We start from the raw sequence: 22,599 nt of genomic DNA on the forward strand, positions 1-22,599 counted from the left end.
TTTTGATTGCTTCCGTTATCTTTCGAATCGAAACTTACCAGGTCATGTCGAAGCGCAATACACCTCAACGCCGTCACAATATCCTCGCCTTGCTCAATGAGCAGGGCGAAGTCAGTGTTGATGAACTGGCCAAGCGCTTCGAAACCTCGGAAGTTACGATTCGCAAGGACCTGGCGGCGCTCGAAAGCAATGGTCTTTTGTTGCGCCGGTATGGCGGTGCGATCACCATGCCTCAGGAACTGGTCGCCGATATCGGGCAGCCGGTTTCCAGGTACAAACAGGCGATCGCCCGCGCTGCCGTTGCGCGGATCCGCGAGCATGCCCGGATCATCATCGACAGCGGCAGCACCACGGCAGCGATGATTCCGGAGCTCGGTCAACAGCCGGGCCTGGTGGTGATGACCAACTCGCTTCATGTCGCCAACGCCTTGAGTGAACTCGAGCATGAACCGGTGCTGCTGATGACCGGCGGTACCTGGGACCCGCATTCCGAGTCTTTCCAGGGGCAGGTCGCCGAGCAAGTGCTGCGCTCCTACGATTTCGATCAGTTGTTCATCGGTGCCGACGGCATCGACCTGGTGCGCGGTACCACCACCTTCAATGAATTGCTGGGACTCAGCCGCGTCATGGCGGATGTTGCCCGTGAAGTGATCGTGATGGTGGAGTCCGACAAGATAGGCCGCAAGATTCCCAACCTGGAGCTGCCATGGAGCAGCGTCCATACCCTAATTACCGATGATCGCCTGCCGCTGGAGGCACGCGATCAGATACAAGCCCGCGGTATCACGCTGATATGCGCGGCTGTCAGTCAGGAGAAATAGCATGTGTGGAATTGTCGGTGCAGTCGCAGAACGTAACATCACTGCCATCCTCCTCGAAGGCCTCAAGCGCCTGGAATACCGTGGCTATGACAGCGCCGGTGTGGCGGTCTATACCAATGACCAACAGCTCGAGCGCATGCGTCGTCCGGGTAAAGTCAGCGAACTGGAACTGGCGCTCGAAGCCGAGCCGCTGGCCGGCCGCCTGGGCATCGCCCACACTCGCTGGGCCACTCACGGTGCGCCGTGCGAGCGCAACGCTCACCCGCATTTTTCCGGTGATCTGGCGGTGGTGCACAACGGCATCATCGAGAACTACGAAGCCCTGCGCGAACAACTCAAGGCATTGGGTTACGTGTTCACATCGGACACCGACACTGAAGTCATCGCCCACCTGCTGAACCACAAACTCAAAGATCTGAACGACCTGACCGTGGCCCTCAAGGCCACCGTTAAAGAGTTGCACGGTGCTTACGGCCTGGCCGTGATCAGCGCTCGGCAACCGGATCGTCTGCTCGCCGCTCGCAGTGGCAGCCCGTTGGTGATCGGCCTTGGCCTGGGTGAAAACTTCCTCGCTTCCGACCAATTGGCCCTGCGCCAGGTCACTGACCGCTTCATGTACCTGGAAGAAGGCGATATCGCCGAAATTCGTCGCGATAGCGTGCAGATCTGGGACGTTAGCGGCAAGGTCGTCGAGCGCCAAACCGTGCAGTATCGTGACGGTGCCGACGTGGCTGACAAGGGCGAGTTCCGCCACTTCATGCTCAAGGAAATCCACGAACAACCGGCTGTGGTGCAGCGTACCCTCGAAGGTCGTCTGAGCCCGGACGGTGTGTTGGTGCAAGCTTTCGGCCCACAGGCTGCCGAGCTGTTCGCCAAAGTGCGCAACGTGCAGATCGTCGCCTGCGGCACCAGCTACCACGCCGGCATGGTCGCCCGTTACTGGCTGGAAGAACTGGCCGGCATCCCGTGCCAGGTCGAAGTCGCCAGTGAATTCCGCTATCGCAAAGTCGTGGTGCAGCCCGACACCCTGTTCGTGACCATTTCCCAGTCCGGCGAAACCGCCGACACCCTGGCCGCGCTGCGCAACGCCAAGGAGCTGGGCTTCCTCGCCAGCCTGGCGATCTGCAACGTCGGCATCAGCTCGCTGGTGCGTGAGTCCGACCTGACCTTGCTGACCCAGGCCGGTCGCGAAATCGGCGTGGCCTCGACCAAAGCCTTCACCACTCAATTGGTTGGCCTGCTGTTGCTGACGCTGTCCCTCGGTCAGGTGCGCGGCACTTTGGCCAAAGGCGTCGAAGCCACCCTGGTCGAAGAACTGCGTCGCCTGCCGACCCGTCTTGGCGAAGCCCTGGCCATGGACAGCACGGTGGAGAAAATCGCCGAGTTGTTCGCCGAGAAGCATCACACCCTGTTCCTCGGTCGTGGCGCGCAATTCCCGGTAGCGATGGAAGGTGCCTTGAAACTCAAGGAAATCTCCTACATCCACGCTGAAGCTTACCCGGCCGGCGAACTGAAACACGGCCCGTTGGCGCTTGTGGATAACGACATGCCGGTCGTGACCGTGGCGCCCAACAACGAACTGCTGGAGAAGTTGAAGTCCAACCTCCAGGAAGTGCGCGCCCGTGGCGGCCAGCTGATCGTCTTCGCTGACGAACAGGCCGGCATGACCAACGGCGAAGGCACCCACGTTGTGCACATGCCGCACATCCACGACATTCTGTCGCCGATCCTCTACACCATCCCGCTGCAGTTGCTGTCGTACTACGTCGCGGTGTTGAAAGGCACAGACGTTGACCAGCCGCGCAACCTGGCGAAGTCAGTCACCGTGGAATAAGTTATCCACAGCTGAATCGAGGGGCAGGGTTCCTGTTGTTGACAGGACCTTGCCCCTTTTACATTCAGCTCAGAATTTTTCCTCTATCAATCGCAGTGGATAATCCGGCTCTCGATAGCTGCCTGGTTTCTGGCGTTTGGGCAACTTCACAGGCTCCCTCGGAACATCCTTATAGGGAATGCGGCTGAGCAGGTCGGTGATGATGTTCAGGCGAGCCCGTCGCTTGTCATTGGAGTTGGCCACGAACCAGGGGGCATGTTCGGTGTCGGTCATCTTGAACATGTCGTCACGGGCGCGTGAATAGTCGTACCAGCGGCTGTATGACTTGAGATCCATGCCGGTGAGCTTCCAGATTTTGCGTCCATCCTTGATGCGTGCCTGGAGACGTCGTGTCTGTTCCTCTTGGCTGACCTCCAGCCAATATTTGATCAGGATGACGCCTGAATCGACGATTGCACGTTCCACCAACGGAATCGACTTCAGGAAACGGTCGACCTGCTCTTGGGTGCAGAACCCCATCACGCGTTCAACGCCCGCACGGTTGTACCAACTGCGATCGAAGATCACCACTTCGCCAGCCGCCGGCAGATGCGGCAGGTACCGTTGGACATACATCTGGGTTTTCTCACGTTCGGTCGGCGCGCTCAACGCCACCACCCGAAAGATACGTGGGCTCACCCGTTCAGTCAGGGCCTTGATTGTCCCTCCCTTGCCGGCACCGTCGCGGCCCTCGAAAACAATGCACACCTTGATCCCTTTTTGCCTTACCCACTCCTGCAACTTGACGGTTTCGACGTGCAGTCGGCGCAGTTCTTCCAGGTAATCCTTGTTAGACATCTTCGAGCTGTCTGCAGCGTTCTGCTTAAGCGGGCGCTTCTTATCCTTTGCCATAATCAAGACCTCGCAAATTCCCGGTTATGTCAGACTAGATTGTTTTGAACGCCGTATTGGATTCGCAGCCTGACGGTAGCGAATATCTGAGTAGAGGACATACCCAGTGGACCGATTCCAGGAAATGCAGGTCTTCGCCGCCGTCGCCCAGGACCAAGGTTTCTCGGCAGCGGCGCGGCGTTTGGGCCTGTCGGCGGCCAGTGTTACCCGTGCCGTGGCCGCGCTGGAAAAACGCATTGGCACACGCTTGCTGACGCGCACCACACGCAGCGTGCATTTGAGCGAGGCGGGTCAGCGGTATCTCGAAGACTGTCGCAGGATCCTTGCCGAGGTGCAGGAAGCGGAGGATTCAGCTGCGGGCAGTCATGCCGAACCCCGTGGGCAACTGACGATCACCGCGCCGGTGTTATTTGGTGAGTTGTTCGTTACGCCGGTAATGGTGAGTTATCTGAAGCAGTTTCCTGAAGTCTGCATCAACGGCTTGCTGGTCGATCGGGTAGTGAGCATGGTCGAGGAGGGGATTGATGTGGCTGTGCGCATCGGTGAATTGCCCGACAGCAACCAGCACGCGATCCGCGTCGGCGAAGTACGGCGGGTGATTTGCGCTGCTCCGCCATTTCTGGAGGCACAGGGCAGGCCCGTGCATCCTCAGGATTTGGCGCGTGCACCGGTTATTTCGACGTCCGCTATTGGTCAGCTTAAAAGCTGGCCTTTTCAGGATGCGCGCGAGCCACTCAGCGTGCGGGTTGAATCGCGATTGGTGGTGACGGCGAATCAGGCAGCCATTACGGCTGCGTGTCTCGGGCTGGGATTCACCCGTGTCCTGTCTTATCAAGTCGCCAGTAAAGTCGCTTCCGGCGAACTGGAAATCGTATTGGCTGACTTCGAACTGCCGCCATTGCCCATCCATGTGGTGTATCAGGGCGGCCGCAATGCGCCGGCCCGGATTCGCAGTTTTGTCGACTTCACGGTGAAAGCGCTGCGCGAACACCCGGCCTTGCAGGGCTGAGGGTTATTGCACTGGCTGAAATAATTGATTGCGTTTGCTGGTTATTCTGTTGTTTTGGTTGGGGGTGGAAGATGGCTCCCATCGGCGCTGATCGTTTCAGAACGGCGCCACCACCCAGCGGAGTCGACCATGCAAGCGATCAAACTCTACAACTTCCCACGTTCCGGCCATGCTCACCGTGTGGAGCTGATGTTATCCCTGCTGCAACTGCCGACCGAGCTGATCCTGGTCGATATGGCCAAGGGCGCGCACAAACAGCCCGATTACCTGGCGATCAACCCGTTCGGACAGGTCCCGGCCATCGATGATCAAGGCGTGGTGCTGGCCGATTCCAACGCGATTCTGGTTTACCTGGCGAAAAAATACGGTAACGGTCGCTGGCTGCCAGACGACCCGCTCGGCGCCGCCAAGGTTCAACGCTGGTTGTCAGTGGCGGCTGGACCGATTGCCTTTGGTCCGGGCCGGGCCCGGCTGATCACGGTGTTTGGCGCGCCTTACAGGGCTGAAGAGACGATCGCTTACGCCCACGTCTGGCTCAAACTGATCGATCAGGAACTGGCGGATACGGTTTACCTGACCGGCAGCGAACCGACCATTGCCGACGTGGCCGCCTACAGTTACATCGCCCACGCTCCGGAAGGCAACGTGTCGCTCGAGGACTACGCCAACGTGCGGGCCTGGCTGGCGCGCATCGAAGCCTTGCCAGGGTTTGTCGGCATGCCGCGCACTGTCGCCGGCCTGCAAAAAACTGCCTGATACCTGCGGCCCGGCATTGTCGGGCCGTTCACACTGCGCCTGGCGCGCACGGGAGAAGCCGTAATGGACCAGTCACCTTGGCACGCGGGCGAAAAACAGTTGCAGGCACACGTCGGTGTTGCCCAGCGAATGGAGGAGTTGGGTCGTAGGGTGGTTCGCACTGAGATGCCGGACCAGCACCGCAAATTCTATGAGCAACTGCCGTTCATGCTGTACGGCGCAGTGGACATCGACGGCAATCCTTGGGCGAGCATTCTTGAGGGGCAACCGGGCTTCGCTCATTCGCCCGAGCCAGGTGCGCTGCAATTCGACATCTTGCCGGGGGCGGATGACCCGGCGCAATTGACCGATGGCGCGGCGATCGGCTTGTTGGGGATCGAACTGCACACGCGGCGGCGCAACCGCCTCAATGGTCGCGTCGGCGCCGTGACGGCGAATGGCTTCGGCGTAATGGTCGAACAGTCCTTCGGCAACTGCCCGCAATACATTCAATTGCGGCAGTTTCGTTCGGTGCCGCTGGCGGATCCCTCGACGCGCATCGCGCAGCACCTGGGCGCTCTGGATGACGCTGCCAAAGCCATGATTGCCGACGCCGATACCTTCTTCGTCGCCAGTTATGTGGATGTCGACGGTCGGCGCTCAGTGGACGTTTCCCACCGTGGCGGTCAGGCCGGTTTCGTACACGTGGAAGGTAATCGTCTGACCATCCCGGACTTCGCCGGCAATCTGTTCTTCAATACCCTGGGCAACCTGTTGATCAATCCACGGGCGGGCTTGCTGTTTATCGATTTCAACTCCGGCGACCTGCTGCACCTCAGCGGTCGTACCGAAATCATCCTTGAAGGCCCCCAAGTCGAAGCCTTTCAAGGCGCCGAGCGTCTGTGGACATTCGAGGTGGAGCAGGTGGTGCGTCGGCCTGCAGCACTGGCTCTGCGCTGGCGCTTCGACGGCGTATCGCCCACCAGTTTGCTGACGGGCACCTGGGAGCAGGCCAACGCACGCCTGCAAGCCCGGGCGCTGGGTGATCATTGGCGGCCGCTGCGGGTGGTGCGCATCGAAGCGGAAAGCCACAACATCCGCTCGATCTATCTGGAGCCCGCCGATGGCGCCGGGTTGCCGCTGTTTCAAGCGGGGCAGCATCTACCGCTGCGGTTCAACATTGGCGGCGAGGTGCATATCCGCACCTACAGCCTGTCGAGCGCGCCGTCCGATGACTTTTTCCGCATCAGCGTGAAGCGAGAAGGGCGGGTGTCTTCGCATCTGCATGAGCAGGTTCGTGTCGGTGACCTGCTGGAAGCCCGCGCGCCTCAGGGGCACTTCACCGTGGCAACCCATGAACGTCGGCCGCTGGTGTTGTTGGCCGCCGGCGTAGGCATTACGCCGCTGCTGTCGATGGTACGGGAGGTGGTGTATCAAGGCCTGCGCACCCGACACATTCGGCCTACATGGTTTTTCCAGAGTTCGCGCACGCTGGCTGATCAACCGTTTCGCTCCGAGCTGGATCGTTTGCTGGATGACGCCGGTGATTCGGTGCGGGTGCTGCGTCTGCTCAGTCAGCCGGAGGCCGATGCTCACGAGGGTGAGGACTTTGACCTGACCGGACGGATAGACGCCGCGTTGCTGAAGAACATCCTTGAAGTGGAGGACTACGATCAGCTCGATTTTGTACTCTGCGGGCCGGGCAGTTTTACCCAGGGGCTGTACGACAGCCTGCGGGAACTGGACATCCGTGACAGCAGGATTCACGCCGAGACCTTCGGCCCGTCGACCTTGCGTCGCCGGCCGGACCCCGATGCGGTGGTCATCGAGCAACCGCCCGCCGCGACCACGTCAGTGCCGGTGGTGTTCGAGCGTTCGGCCAAAGAAGCTCGCTGGCAACCCGACGGCGGCAGTTTGCTGGAGTTGGCGGAAAGCCGCGGTTTGCGCCCGGAGTTCAGTTGCCGCGGCGGTTCCTGCGGGACCTGTAAGACTCGCCTGATCAGCGGTCAGGTGAATTATCCACAGCCACCAGCGGAAGTGCCGGAAGTAGGACATGTCCTGATTTGTTGTGCGATTCCGGCGCAGGGCTCGCAGCCTTTGGTGCTCGACCTGTAGCATCTGACGCGGCGTGTAGGAGCGAGCGATGCGGCGACCCGACTTGCCCGCGAAGGCGTCCTAAACTCCGCCAAAAGCTTCGCGGGCAAGCCTCGCTCCTACAAATATGAGATTCAGGCTTAGGAGTTTTATGGTTTTTCTCGCTCGCCTGTCAGGCTTGCTGGTGATGCTGGCTTTGCTTAGCGGTTGCGAACAACAGGACGCACCGCCGCTCGATCAGCAACTTTATGTATGGCAACGACAATGGACGCCGGCCCACGAAGCCGCACTCAAAGACAGCCGTGCGGATTTTTCGACCCTGCGGGTGTTGGCCTTGCAAGCATTCCCCAAGGCGGGCTGGAACCGGGCGCGAATCGACCCGGTGCTGCTCAAACGGGATGGCCGGCCGCTGATTGCGGTGATTCGTCTCGATGGCCAGCTCAAGTCGCTGGATCAGGACGAGGTCTCTGCGCAGATCCTGCAAGTGCTCAGCGATTGGCAGGCGCAGGGGCTGGTGCTCTCCGGCGTGGAAATCGACCACGATGCCGGGAACGCTCGGCTACCGGCTTATCGGAAATTCCTCACGGATTTGCGCGCGGTGCTGCCGGCTTCCATGCCGTTGAGCATTACTGCGCTGCCGGCGTGGCTCGACAGTCCTGAACTGCCTGCATTGTTATCCACAGTCGATAGCAGCGTGTTGCAGGTGCATGCGGTGAGCGACCCGCGCATGGGATTGTTTGACCCGGATCAGGCCAGAAAATGGGCCGGTGCCTGGAGCCGCATCACGTCGAAACCTTTTTATCTGGCGCTGCCGGCCTATGGCGTAGCGTTGTTGCCGCAGGCCGGCGGCGCACCCGACGTGGAAAGCGAAGTGCCCATTGAGCGCGTCGGCGAGCGCCGGGAATTGCTGGCCGATCCGCAGCAACTGAGCACACTTGCTACCCAGTTGCGCGACGATCCACCGGCTCATCTGGCCGGGCTGATCTGGTTTCGCCTGCCATTGGTCAATGATCGCCGGGCCTGGAGCCTGACGACCTTGCGCGCCGTGGCCCGTGGCGATGCCCTCGATAGTCGCCTGACGCTGAAACTCTCGGCGCAGGATGGCCTCTATGACGTCAGCATCAGCAATCAAGGCAACCTCGACAGCGCCTGGCCCGAACGCCTGACGCTCGCCGCACGAGGTTGTGAAGGCGCCGATGCGCTGGCCGGTTATGCGTTGCAACAAAGCCCGGATCTGCTTACCTTCACCCGCCTGCGCGACGGTCGGATCCTGGCCGGTGGGCAGCGCGCCATTGGTTGGGCACGCTGCACAAACATTGATCAAGGAGGTTCGAATGTTCACCCGTAACTGGCCCCGCCATTTGCTTTGCCTGAGCCTCGGTTTTCCACTGGGTTCGGCAGTGGCCTGCGGGCCGGATTTCCCTATGCGCCTGCTCGACAACCGGGGCCAGTCGCTGGCGGAGCTGCCGGAAGGCAACTTCCGGTTCGAGATCAGTCGTCTCGGGCAGGCGATTACGGGTTTGAAGAACGTCAGCGAAGTCGTCTACAGCATGGACGCGCCTGACTATGCCGTGCAGCGCGACGACGCCGAACAGGCTGGTTTGACGGTGCCGCAGCAGGCGTTGGTCAAACAACTGCGCACGCTGAGCGATGCTCATCAGGTCGAGGCGCAGGGCGCAAGTCTGCCGACCGAGCACAGGCTCTATCTGGCGGGCGCCGTGGCGTTCAGCGCCGGTGACCATGAATTGGCTGCCGATTACTTCCAGAAAGTGCTCGCATTGCCGGCGGATCAACGCGCGTTGCGCAGCACGTGGGCCGCTTATTCGCTGGGCCGGGCGCTGTTTGCCATGAGCAGCGAAGCGGACGCCGCACCCGATCTGCTGACGCAGTCGCGCAAGGCCTTTGAGCAGGCGCGCCAGTTGAGCATCGACGGTTTCAGCGACCCATTGGAGCTGGGCGTCGCCAGCCTCGGCGAAGAGGCGCGTGTCGCTCGCACGGCGGGCGATTGGGACAACGCTATAAAACTCTACGCCACGCAAAACCTCCACGGTTCCGCGGTGGGTTACACCTCATTGAAGCTGTTGATGGCTGATCTGGCGGCGATGCCTGACGAGCAACTGGCCGCGTTGCTTAAAGGCAAACCAGTGCAGCAGCTGGTCACGGCGTCGCTGATCAGCCGGTTGGGTTGGTCATTTGGTGATCAACCGCCGAGCGAGCAAAAACTGATCAAGCTGCTGCAGAACAGCACGCGCGGCAGCCTCGACAATGCTGATCGGCTGGCGGCCGTGAATTATCAACAGGGCGATTACGCCAGCGCCAAGGCCTTCCTTGAACACGCCGGCGACGGTGGCCTGGCGTGGTGGCTGCGGGCGAAACTGGCGATGCGCGAGGGTGATAAGACGGCTGCCGCCGCCGCGTACGCCAAGGCTGCCAAGGCCTTCCCGCAGAGCGAATCCTGGGGCGAGCGACGGACGCCGGACTGGGATTTCGAAACGCTTCAGCCCAAGTGCCGCGTCGAGGGGGAAAGCGCGATCCTGGCGTTGCAACGTGGGGATTATTTGCAGGCATTCGATCAGCTTTATCGCAGCAATGACATTTACTGGTTCGACGCTGCGACCGTCGCTGAGCGTGTGCTGACCGTCGATGAGCTCAAGCAATACGTCGACACTCAGGTGCCGGCGCCGCCAGCGCTGACTCAACAGGATCGCGATAACTACGTGCCGTTGTCGGTGGCGGCGAAGTTGCGCAACCTGCTGGGGCGGCGCTTGTTGCGTGAGGGCCGTTATGACGAGGCGCCAGGCTATTTCGATAATGCCGACTTGCAGGCCAAGGCCAAGTGGTACGGGGAGTTGCGCCACGACGCCGAGTCGAAATGGTGGCCAACCAAACGGGCATTCGCTTATTACCATGCCGCGACAGTGGCTCGTTTCGACGGAATGGAGCTGTTGGGCTACGAGATGTCTCCGGATTACGCCACTTTCGGTGGTAATTACAGCCTCGAGGCTCCCGAGCTCAAGGTCGGCCCATTAATGGCCGAGGGTGAGGTGAAACGGCAGCAAGCCACGTTGGCGCAACCTGATGAGCGTTTCCATTACCGGTTTGTTGCCACCGCGCTGGCGAGTAAAGCGGCTGATCTTTTGCCCCACAGCAGCCAGGCTTTCGCGTCGGTGCTGTGCAAGGCTTCGTCGTGGGGGACGAGCCTGCAAGAGCAAAGCGCGTTCTACCGTCGTTATGTCGAGGAAGGCCCGTATGTCGTCTGGGCGGGTGATTTCGGTCACCAATGCCAGGACCCGGACTTTCAGCGCGCCGACAAGCGCTACGTCACCCAGGTCACCGACGCCGTGCGCTCCGAGCTGCGGCCTTACAAAAAAACTTTGCAGATCGGCGGTGTGTTGGCGGTCACGGCAGCGGCATTGTTACTGATCAATCGTCGTCGCCGTAAGTCGCAGTAAGGTTCAAACCTGTTGAACAAAGGTCAGTCGCAAGGCAAAACCAATCAACAGGCTGCCAAACAACCACTGCTGTACGCGCTGGGCCGAAGGACTGCGTTGCAGCCAGCGGCCAAGCGCGGCGCCGGCCAAGGCGTACGCGCTGTCGAACAACAAACCGACACTGACCAGCACCACGCCCAGGGTCGCGAATTGTGCGAGCACCGGCCCTGTATGCGGATCGATAAACTGCGGCAGCAGCACCGAGCAGAACAGCAGCGCCTTGGGGTTCAGCAGGTTGGTCAACAATCCGCGCTGAATGGCTTCGCGCCAACGAGGTTTTCCACAGGCTGAATCTGCGCCGTTCAGGCTCGGGAGCATCGTGGTCCGCAGGCATTGAATGCCGATCCACAACAGGTACGCGGCCCCGGCCAGGCGCACCAAATCGAACGTCCAGGGCGCGGCCTTGAACAGTGCCGCCAGCCCCAGTGCCGCCAACGCCACATGACAACCCCGGGCAATGCCCAATCCCACCGCCGTGGCCAGCGCCGCGCCTTTGCCCTGACGAGCGCCGGTTTGCAGCAGCAGAATCATGTCCGGGCCTGGGAGCAGGTAAACCACTGCCAGCGCCATGAAAAACAGCCAAAACCCCGCCATGCTGCACCCCTTTCGTTGTCGATTCGGTAGCGCCAGTCTAGGGCTGAAGCACAGGGCAGGTGGTTGCGTAGTTTGCTTCTAAACAGTCTTGAATTGGCATAACCTTCCATTCTCTGACGCCTATACCATCAGGATCTGCCAAACATGAAACTGGACGCTTACGACCGAAAAATTCTCGCGGCCCTGCAACGTGACGGTCGTCTGAGCAACGTACAACTGGCAGATGAAATCGGTCTGTCCGCATCCCCTTGTTTGCGTCGGGTGCGGATGCTGGAGGAGGCCGGGGTGATTCGCGGCTATCAGGCCAACCTGGATCGCGATGAAGTCGGGTTGGGGCTGACGGTGTTTGTCGGGGTCAAGGTCGAACGCCACAACGACGAACAGGCCGAAGCCTTCCGTGTGGCGGTGATGGCGTTGCCCGAAGTGATTTCGGCGTTTCTGGTGTCAGGGGAATCGGATTTTCTGTTGCAGGTGGTGGTGCCGGATTTGCGTGCTTATGACCGCTTTCTCACCGGGCGGTTGCTGAAGTTGCCGGGCGTGAGCGACATCCGCAGCAACTTTGCGATTCACACTGTGAAAACGCCGGGCGCGTTGCCTCTAGAGCATTTGCCGCTTTAAACCGAGTTGCCCCCTTCGCGAGCAAGCCCGCTCCCACATGTGATCTGTGGCGTACACAAAACCAGTGTGGGAGCGAGCCTGCTCGCGATGGCGATAGATCAGTCTCATCAGGTCTCCAGCCCTACATCTGCGTCGCCATCCCCTCCACATTCATCGCCGCCTGGCGCAAAGCCTCGGAGCGGGTCGGGTGTGGATGACAGGTCAGGGCAATATCTTCAGCCGAAGCACTGAACTCCATGGCCACGCAATATTCGCCAATCATTTCACTGACGCTCGGGCCTACCAGGTGTACACCGAGAATCTCGTCGGTGCGCTCATCGGCCAGCACTTTGGCGAAGCCTTCAGTCTCGTGGTTGATCTTCGCCCGGCTGTTGGCGGTGAAGGGGAATTTACCGACCTTGTACGCGCGGCCCTCAGCCTTGAGTTGCTCTTCGGTCTTGCCGACGCTGGCCAGCTCCGGCCTGGTGTAAATGACGTTGGGGATCAGGTCGTAATTGACCTCGCCTGCCTTGCCGACGATCTGCTCGATACAGGCCATGGCTTCATCTTCGGCCTTGTGCGCGAGCATCGGCCCCGACGTGACATCGCCGATGACCCACACGCCTGCCGCTTCAGTGCGATGACCCTTGTTGGCGAGCATGCCGCGTTTATCCGTGGCGAGGCCAACGTTCTCCAACCCCAGCCCCTCGGTGTAAGGCCGGCGCCCGATGGCGACCAGCACGTAATCGGCTTCGAGTAGTTCGGCAGTACCGCCGGCGGCCGGTTCGACGCTGAGTTGAACGCCGTTCGCCGAGGTTGTGGCGCGGGTGACTTTGGAACTCAACTTGAAGCTGATGCCTTGCTTGCTCAACGAACGTTGCAGGGTTTTGCCCGCCTCACCGTCCACACCAGGGCAGATCCGGTCGAGAAACTCGACCACGGTCACCTGTGCACCCAAACGCCGCCACACCGAGCCCAATTCCAGGCCAATGACCCCGGCGCCAATCACCACCAGATGCTTGGGCACTTCGGACAAAGAAAGCGCACCTGTGGAATCGAGGATGCGCGTGTTGTCGATGTCCACGCCGGGCAGGGGAGTGGGCTCGGAGCCGGTGGCAATGATGATGTCCTTGGCGCTCAGCTCAGTCTTGCCGCCCTGGCTGTCCGTTACCGTGACTTTGCCCGGCCCGTCGATATGGCCCCACCCCTTGATCCAGTCGACCTTGTTTTTGCGGAACAGAAACTCGATGCCCTTGGTCAGCCCGGCAACACTGTCATCCTTCTGCATCATCATTTGCGCGAGGTTCAGCGTGGGTTTGACCTCGATACCGAGGTTGGCAAATTCCGCACCCATGGCCGCGTCATACAATTCAGAAGCATGCAGCAATGCCTTGGACGGCATGCAACCGACGTTCAGGCAGGTGCCGCCGAGGGTGGCGCGGCCTTCGACACAGGCGGCTTTAAGGCCCAACTGGCCGGCGCGAATCGCCGCGTTATAGCCGCCGGGGCCTCCGCCCAGTATCACGACGTCATAGTTGCTCATGGATGTACTCCTGAATTGGATGGGAATCGGGCTGGATAAACGTAGTTCCTGAATAAAATTACGAGCGTAATATGTGCGCAGCCACGCCTTTCGGTCAAGGCTTCAGCCAAGCGACAGGTTGAGCGTCTTTAGATAAAGAGATTTAGTACGAAAATTTCACGGCTTTCGTTATATCGTAACGAATTGCGACGTGAGCAAAGAAAATCACTGGGGTGGTATGCAAGTCGATCTCGAGATTGAGGGCGCAACGGTAGCCGGGCTACCGCGCTTTCAGCAGGCAGTCTTTCAAGGGCGGCGATTGCGGCAGTTGGCAATCGGCCTTGGCGCGCTCGCAGGGGCAGGCTGGGTGCTGGCGTTTTTCGTCGGGCTGTTTGCACCGCAGTCGCTTTGGCCTGCGGTGCTGGTCAATCAGAGCGCCGGTTTGCTGGTGCTGGTCGCCGGGCTGCAATCGGCGTGGTGGGTGACGCAGTGGCGTGAAAGGGCGATGAACCCTGCGATGCTCCCTGTGGAAGCCGTCGCTGAATCACCGCCGGAGGGCTGGTATGAACGGCTGCTGGAGCGGATCAGCCAGCGATGGTTGCGGCTGCTGGCGCAGATCGGCGCCTCGACGCTGTGGCTTGGCGCTTGGGCGCTGCTGGTAGTGTTCAGCATCAATCAAGTCTGGAACCTGGCCCTGCCTCCCGCTGCGCTCGGTTTTTCCGCGAGTGTCGCGGCGGCATTGTCGTTACTGCTGGCCTTCGGTTTGCTGGTGCTGGAGCGGCAACTTGCCCAGGAAAACGTGGCCCAGTGGCCCGAAGCAGGTTCGCTTGCGCAGCTGACGCGCGTGGCAATCATCTGTCTTGTGCTGAGCGCGCTGTGCCTGTTGTTGGGCAGCGAAGCGTCGGTTTGGCCGGTACGTCTGGCTGTACTGATTGGCCTGCTGCCGGGTCTGGTCGCGGTCGAACTGCTGCTACGCGCGGTGTTGTCACTGTTCAGTCCGCAGCGTGAACAACTCGAACCTGCGTTGCTGGCGCGAAGCTTCGTCGCCGACATGCTGCGCTGGCCGCCCCAACCGTTGCTGGCGCTGCAACACGAATTACATAACCGCTTCGGCATCGATCTACGACAGATCTGGGCCTTCACTTACATGCGCCGGGCATTCGTTCCGGTGCTGGCGGTGGTGGCACTGGTCGGTTGGTCGCTCACCGGCATTCACGAAATTTCCCTGCAAGGGCGGGGCATCTATGAGCGTTTCGGCAAACCGGTTGAGGTCTTCGGCCCCGGTTTGCACGCAGGTCTGCCGTGGCCTCTGGGTCGAGTGTTGAGTGTCGAGAACGGCGTGGTCCACGAGTTGGCCACCAGTGTTGGCGAAGCGACGGCGCCGATTGTGGCTGAACCGGCTGAAGGTCCGGCGCCGGCGACGGCCAATCGCTTGTGGGACGCCAGCCACGTGAACGACAAGTCTCAGGTGATTGCCAGCAGTCGCGCCGACAAACAGAGCTTCCAGATCGTCAACATGGACGTGCGTTTTGTCTATCGCATCGGCCTCACGGATCAAGCGGCGTTGGCCGCGACGTACAACAGCGCCAACGTGCCGGCACTGATCCGCAGCACCGCCAGCCGGATTCTGGTGCACGACTTCGCGTCTCGTACCCTCGACGGTCTACTCGGTGAGGACAGGGTAGGGCTCGCCGAAGAGATTGGCCGCGCGGTGCAAGCGGACCTGGAAAAACTCGACAGCGGCGTGGAAATTCTCGCGACTGTGGTTGAAGCGATTCACCCACCGGCCGGCGCGGCCAACGCTTATCACGGTGTGCAAGCGGCGCAAATTGCTGCGCAGGCCTTGATCTCGCGTGAGCGCGGCGCAGCCGCAGAGGCCACTAATCAGGCGCAATTGCAGGCCAGCATCGCACGGGATCAAGCGACGGCCAGCGCGCGTGAAATCAATGCGGCTGCGCAAGCGGCCGATCTGAAATTCAGCGCCGAGCAAAAGGCCTACGCCAGCGCGGGCCAGGCTTTCGTGCTGGAACAGTATTTCAGCCAGCTCTCCCAAGGCCTGACCAACGCCAGGTTGCTGGTTCTCGATCATCGTCTGGGCGGCAGCGGCAACGCGCCGACCATCGACCTCCGTACTTTCACGCTGCCGGTTGACCCTGCATCGGCGCGTAAAACTGCTCAGCCAGGAGCTGCCAATTGAGCCAGTCGCACACTCACGATCACGATGATCACGCCGGCCACGATCACGGTCATGGCGGGCATCATCACGGGCATCACCATCACCACCACGGCGATCCGCAGGAAGCGGGTCCATTCCCGTGGCGGCGCATGGGGTGGGCGGCGTTGCTGGTGGCGTTTGCCATCGCCGCCGCGAGCCTGGTGCAGGTGCGCTCCGGCGAAGCCACGGTGATCACGCGCTTCGGTAATCCGTCGCGGGTGTTGCTGGAGCCGGGGCTGGGCTGGCGTTGGCCCGCGCCTTTTGAAGCGGCGATTCCGGTCGATTTGCGTTTGCGCACCACGTCCAGTGGTTTGCAGGATGTGGGCACGCGCGACGGTTTGCGCATCATCGTTCAGGCTTACGTGGCGTGGCAGGTGCAGGGCGATCCGGACAATGTGCAGCGCTTCATGCGCGCCGTGCAGAATCAGCCGGACGAAGCGGCGCGGCAGATTCGCACCTTCGTCGGCTCGGCGCTGGAAACCACGGCCAGCAGTTTTGATCTGGCCAATCTGGTGAACACCGATGCCAGCCAGGTACACATCGCTGATTTTGAAGCGCAGTTGCGCCAGCAAATCGATCAGCAGTTACTCGCCACTTATGGCGTTCGTGTACTGCAAGTCGGCATCGAACGATTGACCTTGCCGTCGGTAACCCTGACCGCCACCGTCGATCGCATGCGCGCCGAGCGTGAAACAATCGCCACCGAACGCACGGCCATCGGCAAACGTGAGGCAGCGCAAATTCGCTCTGCTGCCGAGCGTGATGCGCGAATCGTCCAGGCCGATGCCACGGTAAAAGCCGCCGACATCGAAGCTCAATCACGGGTCGAAGCCGCACAGATTTACGGCCGCGCTTACGCGGGTTCGCCGCAGCTGTATAACTTGCTGCGCTCCCTCGACACCTTGGGCACCATCGTCACACCTGGCACCAAACTGATTCTGCGCACCGATGCCGCGCCGTTCCGGGTGTTGGTTGACGGTCCGCCGACACTCGATAACAAGTCCGGATCGCAGCCATGAGTTTGGTTCCACGTGGAACAAATGAGTTAAGCAGCCCCTGGATTCAGGCCGGGCGATTGGCTTTTCTCGCCCTGTATGCGGTGACAGTCTTGGCCGCGTTGGCGTGGGCATTCTCCAACGTGCGGCAAATCGACCCGCAAAATCGCGCGGTGGTGTTGCACTTTGGCGCGCTGGATCGCATTCAGAATGCCGGTCTGCTGTTGGCGTGGCCGAGGCCGTTCGAGCAGGTGGTTTTGTTGCCGGCGGCGGATCGGGTGATCGAGCGTCGGGTCGATAATCTGCTGCGCAGCGATGCCGCGTTGCAGGCCGATCGAGCAGCCACTTTCGCCACGCCGCTCAGTGATGCGCTGGCAGGTTCCGGTTATCTGCTGACGGGTGACGCAGGTGTGGTGCAATTGGATGTGCGGGTGTTTTACAAAGTCACCGAACCGTATGCGTTCGTTGTTCAAGGTGAACACGTGCTGCCGGCACTGGATCGCCTGGTAACTCGCAGCGCCGTGGCACTCACCGCCGCACGAGATCTGGACACCATCCTGGTGGCGCGCCCGGAGTTGATCGGCGCGGATAATCAAGCGGCGGAAAGACGCGAGCGCCTGCGGGGGGATTTGGTACAAGGCATCAATCAACGACTCGCGCAATTGACTGCAACGGGGCAGGGACTGGGGATCGAAGTGGCGCGCGTGGATGTGCAGTCGAGTCTGCCAGGACCTGCGGTCAATGCTTTCAACGCCGTTCTGACGGCAAGTCAGCAAGCCGATAAAGCCGTGGCCAATGCCCGCACTGAAGCCGAGAAACTCACTCAGGCCGCCAACGAGCAAGCCGACCGTGCGCTGCAAGTCGCCCACGCTCAAGCCAGCGAACGGCTGGCCAAAGCCTCCGCCGACACGGCCACGGTATTGAGCTTGGCCAAGGCGCAACAACAAGGCACCGACCCGCAAATGCTGTTGCGCATTTACCGCGAGCGCTTGCCGAAAATCCTCGGTCAGGCCGGCTCGGTGACCACGGTCAATCCGAAAGACGATTCCCGCCTGATCATTCAGGGAGCTGCACAATGACCGCCCAAACCGCCGCCGCACCGAGCATGTTGTCCTCGGCCGAACAACGCAGCGCTGCACGCCAACTGACCCTGGCCATGCTCGCGCTCGGCTTGCTGGCGCTTGGTTTGATCTGGCGCTGGTGCTCGCCGGAGCAGACGGGCGTCAGTCAATTGCTGCTGGGTTTTGCCTCGTTGCTGGTGGCCGTGCCGGTGATGCGTTCGGCCTGGTACAGCCTGCGTTATCCCAGCTTGCACGGGATCACCGATCAGTTGATTGCGTTGGCGATGTTGGGTGCCTGGGCAACGGGCGATCTGCTGACCGCTGCGTTGTTGCCGATCATCATGATCTTCGGTCATGTGTTGGAAGAGCGCAGCGTGATCGGTTCCCAGGAGGCGATTCACGCACTCGGCAAACTGACACGCAGCCATGCGCGCAAGGTTCAGGCGGATGGCTCCATCGTCGAAGTCGACAACGGCACACTCAAGGCTGGCGACCGCGTGGAGGTCCGCGCCGGTGATCGGGTGCCGGCCGATGGTCGTGTGCTCTCCGGTCAGGCGAGTCTCGATACCGCATCGATCACGGGCGAGTCGGTGCCGGTGGAGGCGGGCGTCGGCATGACGGTGTTCGGCGGGGCGATCAACCTTGATGGCCTGCTGCGCATAGAAGTGACCCGTACCGGCAATGAATCGACTCTTGGTAAAGTCATCGCGCTGATGCAAAGCGCCGAGCGTTCCAAGCCGCCAATCACCCGTTTGCTGGAACGCTACGCTGGCAGCTACATGGTGCTGGTGTTGTTGCTGGCCGCAGTGACCTGGTTCATCACCAATGATGCGCAAGCGATGCTCGCGGTGTTGGTGGCAGCCTGTCCATGTGCGTTGGTGTTGTCGGCACCGGCCACGGCGATTGCCGGCGTCGCGGTTGCCGCACGACACGGGATTCTGATCCGCAGTTCGGCGTTTCTCGAAGAGCTGGCGGATTTGACGTCGCTGGTGGTCGACAAAACCGGGACGCTGACCTTCGGCACCTTGCGCCTGCAATCGATCGACAGTCCGCTGGAAGATCGCAACCACGTGCTGAAACTGGCTGCCAGCCTGGGTTCCGCCAGCAGTCACCCGGTCAGTCGCGCGCTCGCCGGGTTGGTTAGCCAGGAACATTTTCTGCTGCTCACGGACATTCACGAACGTCAGGGCCTGGGCGTGGTAGCGATGACTGAGCAGGGTGAAGCGGCGCTCGGGCGACCGGAGTTGTTTGCGCAATTGGCGATCGCTACTTCTGCTGTTCCCGAACACGATGGTCCGATTGCCGGGTTGGCGCTCAACGGTGAATTCCTGGCCTGGCTGTTGCTCGCGGACAGCGTGAAGCCTGAAGCGCGGTTTGCCTTGAGTGAGTTACGTGAACTCGGATTGGGCCGGCAATTGTTGCTCACCGGCGATCGCCAAAGCGTCGCGAATACGTTGGCCCTGGATGTCGGGATCAGCGATGTCGAAGCCCAGGCCTTGCCCGAGGACAAACTCAACCGTGTGCTGAAAGAAATCGGCAGCGGCTTCCGGCCGATGGTGGTCGGCGATGGCATCAATGATTCTCTGGCACTCAAGGCCGGTGTGGTGGGCGTCGCCATGGGTGCGGGCGGTGCGGATATTGCCTTGGCTTCAGCCGACATCGTGCTGATCGGCAGCGACCTGCGTCGGCTCGGCACTTGCGTACGTTTGAGTCGCCAATGCCGGCAGACCTTGCAGGTCAACGTGATCATCGGTCTGGGCTGGACACTGGCAATTGTTGCTTTCGCTGCCTTCGGCTGGCTCGGTGCGGCAGGGGCGATGATTGCTGCGCTGCTGCATAACCTGAGCACGTTGCTGGTATTGGGCAACGCCGGACGGCTGCTGCGTTTCCAAGAGCCGTTGCTCAAGATGAAGGATGACGTCTAAGCGATGTGAACATTTCAGAACTGTGCGCGAAATTCGCAGTCATCTAGTGTGAGGGCAATCACTTCTGTGATTTTGCGGCGCTTTTTTCCAGCGCTGCAAATCATAGAAAACGGCTATTAATTCGATAGCCTGCTATTTTTCAAGGATGGTCTACCCTCACATCAGACGTCTGAAACAAGGGGGATATTCCATGCTCGCGCAACTTCCACCGGCCTTACAGAATCTGCAGTTACCGCTACGCCTGCGACTCTGGGACGGCCATGAATTTAATCTGGGGCCGACGCCCAGCGTCACGATTGTGGTCAAGGACCCACAAATGGTTACCCAGTTGACTCATCCCAGCCTCGATGCGCTCGGAGCGGCATTCGTCGAGGGCAAACTTGAGCTGGAAGGCTCCATCAGCGAGGTGATCCGCGTCGTTGATGAATGGAGTCAGGCCTTGCTGGGCGACATCGACAGTCAGCCTGTTCGCACCGCCCACGACAAGGAAACCGACGCCAAGGCGATTTCCTATCACTACGACCTGTCCAACGCGTTTTATCAGCTGTGGCTCGACAGTGACATGGCGTATTCCTGCGCCTATTTCGAGACCGGCAGCGAAACGCTTGAGCAGGCCCAGCAAGCCAAGTTCCGCCACCTGTGTCGCAAACTACGCCTGCAACCTGGCGAGTATCTGCTGGATGTCGGCTGTGGCTGGGGCGGTTTGGCGCGCTATGCGGCGCGGGAGTTTGGCGCGAAGGTCTTCGGGATCACACTGAGCAAAGCGCAACTGGCCCTGGCCCGTGAGCGGGTGAAGGAGGAAGGCCTCGACGATCTGGTCGAGCTGCAACTGCTGGACTACCGCGATCTGCCTCAAGACGGGCGCTTCGATAAAGTGGTCAGCGTCGGCATGTTCGAGCATGTGGGGCACGAGAACCTGGCCGAGTACTGCAAAACCCTGTTCGGCGCGGTGAAAGAGGGCGGCCTGGTGATGAACCACGGCATCACCGCCAAGCACACCGATGGCCGGCCGGTGGGACGCGGTGCGGGTGATTTCATCGAGAAATACGTGTTCCCCAACGGCGAGCTGCCGCACCTGTCGATGATCTCTGCCGAGATCAGCGAAGCGGGGCTGGAGATCGTCGATGTCGAGAGTTTGCGCCTGCACTACGCGCGCACCCTGGACCATTGGAGCGAGCGCCTGGAGGACAACCTGGAAGCGGCCGCCCGGCAGGTGCCGGAGCAGGCCTTGCGAATCTGGCGGCTGTACCTGGCGGGATGCGCTTATGCGTTCGCCCGGGGCTGGATCAACCTGCACCAGATCCTCGCAGTGAAAGCCCACCCCGATGGCAGCCATGAACTGCCCTGGACCCGCGACGACATCTACAACCCTTAAAGTATCGGTGAAATAAGCCGGGCGATCCGCATGCCGACCTGTTGCAGGCGGTGGGTCTCCCGGCTTTCTTCTTTGGCGACTTCATGCGCCTGGTCGAAGTCGTCGTTGAGCATCTGTTCCACCTCGCCGGCAAACACTCTGTCGACAGTCAGCAACATCACTTCAAAATTCAGCCGGAACGAGCGGTTGTCCATATTGGCGCTGCCGATGGCGCTGATTTCGCTGTCGATCAACACCACTTTCTGATGCAGGAAACCGGGCTGGTAGCGAAATACCCGCACACCGGCGCGCACGGCTTCGAAGGCATACAGGCTGGAGGCGGCGTAGACGATGCGGTGATCCGGTCGTGAAGGCAGCAGCAATCGCACATCCACGCCGCGCAGAACCGCCAGCCTCAAGGCGGCAAACACCGCTTCATCGGGGATGAAGTAGGGGCTGGTAATCCACACCCGTTCGGTCGCCGCGTGAATGGCTTCGACGAAGAATAACGAACAGGTTTCGTAGGAATCTGCCGGCCCACTGGCAAGCAATTGGCAGAGCACACCGTTGTCCGGATACGCGTCCGGCAGTATTAACGGCGGCAACGAGCGCGCTGCCCAAAACCAGTCTTCGGCGAAAGACTCCTGCATGCACGCCACCACCGGCCCGCGCACCCGCACGTGGGTATCGCGCCAAGGGGCGAGGGGTGGTTTCTCGCCCATGTATTCGTCGCCTACGTTATGCCCGCCAACGAAGCCCAACACGCCGTCCACCACGACGATCTTGCGATGGTTGCGGAAGTTGACCTGAAAGCGATTGAGCCAGCCGCTACGCGTCGCGAAGGCTTTGACCTCGACACCGGCATCGCGCAACGGCTGCACATAACTGTGGGGCAGGGAGTGGCTGCCGATGCGGTCGTACAGTAAATAAACGGCGACGCCTTCGGCGGCTTTTTTCAGCAACAAGGTTTGCAGGCGTTGGCCCAGACGGTCGTCGTGGATGATGAAAAACTGGATCAGCACGGCTTCCTTTGCCTGGCTGATGGCCTCGAAGATCGCCTCGAAAGTGGCGTGGCCGTTGATCAGCAGGCTGACTTCGTTGTTCGCCAGGCAGGGCATGTTGCCCAGTTTTGGCATCGCCCTCAATGATGCGTAGGCGCTGGAGGCACGGGCGGTCAGCGCTTCTTCGACCCACGGGCGCCAGTTCAAATCGGAGATGGCCTTGCGCATTTCCTCGTTGGCCTGTCGCCGTGCCTTGATGTAGCCATCGAAGGTGCTGCGGCCGAAGACCAGATAGGGAATGAGCGTGAAGTAGGGAATGAACAGCAGCGACAAGGCCCAGGCGATCGAGCCCTGAGCGGTCCGAACGGTCAACACGGCATGAATGGCGGCGATCATGCCTAACGAGTGCAGCAGGGCGATCAGGTAACCGAAAATGTGCGGTCCAAAGTAATCCATGGGG

General features: G+C 60.8%; 17 protein-coding genes. 13 read left to right on the top strand and 4 right to left on the bottom strand.

What is annotated here, in order from left to right; genetic code table 11:
* Positions 1–44: 44 nt before the first annotated feature.
* Positions 45–821, top strand: coding sequence for a DeoR family transcriptional regulator (locus tag KGB27_RS05600; RefSeq protein ID WP_008027522.1), 777 nt, complete (start codon positions 45–47; stop codon positions 819–821).
* Between the two features lies 1 nt (position 822).
* On the top strand, positions 823–2,655 hold the full coding sequence (gene glmS, locus KGB27_RS05605; RefSeq protein WP_008041429.1) for a glutamine--fructose-6-phosphate transaminase (isomerizing): 1,833 nt from the start codon (positions 823–825) through the stop codon (positions 2,653–2,655).
* A 69-nt stretch (positions 2,656–2,724) separates the two neighbouring features.
* Here glmS and ppk2 read toward each other — a convergent pair whose 3' ends face one another.
* Entirely contained in the window at positions 2,725–3,546 is an 822-nt protein-coding gene (ppk2, locus tag KGB27_RS05610; protein WP_008027519.1) for a polyphosphate kinase 2, read from the bottom strand.
* A 106-nt stretch (positions 3,547–3,652) separates the two neighbouring features.
* Here ppk2 and KGB27_RS05615 point away from each other — a divergent pair, with 106 nt between their 5' ends.
* The 5 genes from KGB27_RS05615 (at position 3,653) to KGB27_RS05635 (ending at position 10,836) form a co-directional block, all read left to right on the top strand.
* Entirely contained in the window at positions 3,653–4,555 is a 903-nt protein-coding gene (locus tag KGB27_RS05615) for a LysR family transcriptional regulator (RefSeq protein ID WP_008041374.1), read from the top strand.
* A gap of 129 nt (positions 4,556–4,684) precedes the next feature.
* Positions 4,685–5,311 carry a glutathione S-transferase family protein gene (locus KGB27_RS05620; RefSeq protein WP_008041372.1) on the top strand — a complete coding sequence of 209 codons (627 nt, stop codon included), beginning with the start codon at positions 4,685–4,687 and terminating at the stop codon, positions 5,309–5,311.
* A gap of 63 nt (positions 5,312–5,374) precedes the next feature.
* Positions 5,375–7,405, top strand: a complete 2,031-nt coding sequence (locus tag KGB27_RS05625; RefSeq protein WP_223553501.1) for a pyridoxamine 5'-phosphate oxidase family protein — start codon at positions 5,375–5,377, stop codon at positions 7,403–7,405.
* 130 nt (positions 7,406–7,535) lie between these two features.
* Positions 7,536–8,732, top strand: a complete 1,197-nt coding sequence (locus tag KGB27_RS05630; RefSeq protein WP_223553503.1) for a DUF3142 domain-containing protein — start codon at positions 7,536–7,538, stop codon at positions 8,730–8,732.
* Positions 8,719–10,836, top strand: a complete 2,118-nt coding sequence (locus KGB27_RS05635) for a hypothetical protein (protein WP_223553506.1) — start codon at positions 8,719–8,721, stop codon at positions 10,834–10,836. The genes KGB27_RS05630 and KGB27_RS05635 overlap by 14 nt, the downstream gene beginning before the upstream one ends.
* A gap of 3 nt (positions 10,837–10,839) precedes the next feature.
* Here the strand turns inward: KGB27_RS05635 and KGB27_RS05640 are convergent, their stop codons facing one another.
* Positions 10,840–11,469, bottom strand: coding sequence for a LysE family translocator (locus KGB27_RS05640; RefSeq protein ID WP_223553509.1), 630 nt, complete (start codon positions 11,467–11,469; stop codon positions 10,840–10,842).
* Between the two features lie 144 nt (positions 11,470–11,613).
* On the opposite strand from KGB27_RS05640, the gene KGB27_RS05645 reads away from it, so the two are divergent.
* Positions 11,614–12,087, top strand: coding sequence for an Lrp/AsnC family transcriptional regulator (locus KGB27_RS05645; protein WP_008027506.1), 474 nt, complete (start codon positions 11,614–11,616; stop codon positions 12,085–12,087).
* Positions 12,088–12,208: 121 nt separating this feature from the next.
* On the opposite strand, the gene lpdA is transcribed toward KGB27_RS05645, so the two are convergent.
* Positions 12,209–13,609 carry a dihydrolipoyl dehydrogenase gene (lpdA, locus tag KGB27_RS05650; RefSeq protein WP_223553511.1) on the bottom strand — a complete coding sequence of 467 codons (1,401 nt, stop codon included), beginning with the start codon at positions 13,607–13,609 and terminating at the stop codon, positions 12,209–12,211.
* Positions 13,610–13,826: 217 nt separating this feature from the next.
* Between lpdA and hflK (KGB27_RS05655) the strand changes: the two genes are divergently transcribed.
* The 5 genes from hflK (KGB27_RS05655) to cfaB all read left to right on the top strand — a co-directional run bounded on the left by hflK (KGB27_RS05655) (position 13,827) and on the right by cfaB (position 21,159).
* Positions 13,827–15,785, top strand: coding sequence for a protease modulator HflK (gene hflK, locus KGB27_RS05655; RefSeq protein ID WP_223553544.1), 1,959 nt, complete (start codon positions 13,827–13,829; stop codon positions 15,783–15,785).
* Positions 15,782–16,822, top strand: coding sequence for a protease modulator HflC (gene hflC, locus KGB27_RS05660; protein WP_032828679.1), 1,041 nt, complete (start codon positions 15,782–15,784; stop codon positions 16,820–16,822). The genes hflK (KGB27_RS05655) and hflC overlap by 4 nt, the downstream gene beginning before the upstream one ends.
* Complete coding sequence (gene hflK, locus KGB27_RS05665) at positions 16,819–17,877, top strand: protease modulator HflK (RefSeq protein ID WP_008027495.1); 1,059 nt, start codon at positions 16,819–16,821, stop codon at positions 17,875–17,877. Before hflC ends, hflK (KGB27_RS05665) begins: the two co-directional genes overlap by 4 nt.
* Entirely contained in the window at positions 17,874–19,784 is a 1,911-nt protein-coding gene (locus tag KGB27_RS05670; RefSeq protein WP_223553512.1) for a cation-translocating P-type ATPase, read from the top strand. Before hflK (KGB27_RS05665) ends, KGB27_RS05670 begins: the two co-directional genes overlap by 4 nt.
* A 190-nt stretch (positions 19,785–19,974) precedes the next feature.
* Positions 19,975–21,159: a C17 cyclopropane fatty acid synthase CfaB gene (gene cfaB, locus KGB27_RS05675; RefSeq protein ID WP_008041360.1), complete on the top strand. Its 1,185-nt coding sequence runs from the start codon at positions 19,975–19,977 to the stop codon at positions 21,157–21,159.
* Here cfaB and cls read toward each other — a convergent pair.
* On the bottom strand, positions 21,156–22,595 hold the full coding sequence (gene cls / locus KGB27_RS05680; protein ID WP_223553513.1) for a cardiolipin synthase: 1,440 nt from the start codon (positions 22,593–22,595) through the stop codon (positions 21,156–21,158). The genes cfaB and cls overlap by 4 nt on opposite strands.
* Positions 22,596–22,599 lie beyond the last annotated feature (4 nt).

Origin of the sequence: Pseudomonas sp. BF-R-01 (genome assembly GCF_019946615.1) — a bacterium.
Lineage (GTDB): Bacteria > Pseudomonadota > Gammaproteobacteria > Pseudomonadales > Pseudomonadaceae > Aquipseudomonas > Aquipseudomonas migulae.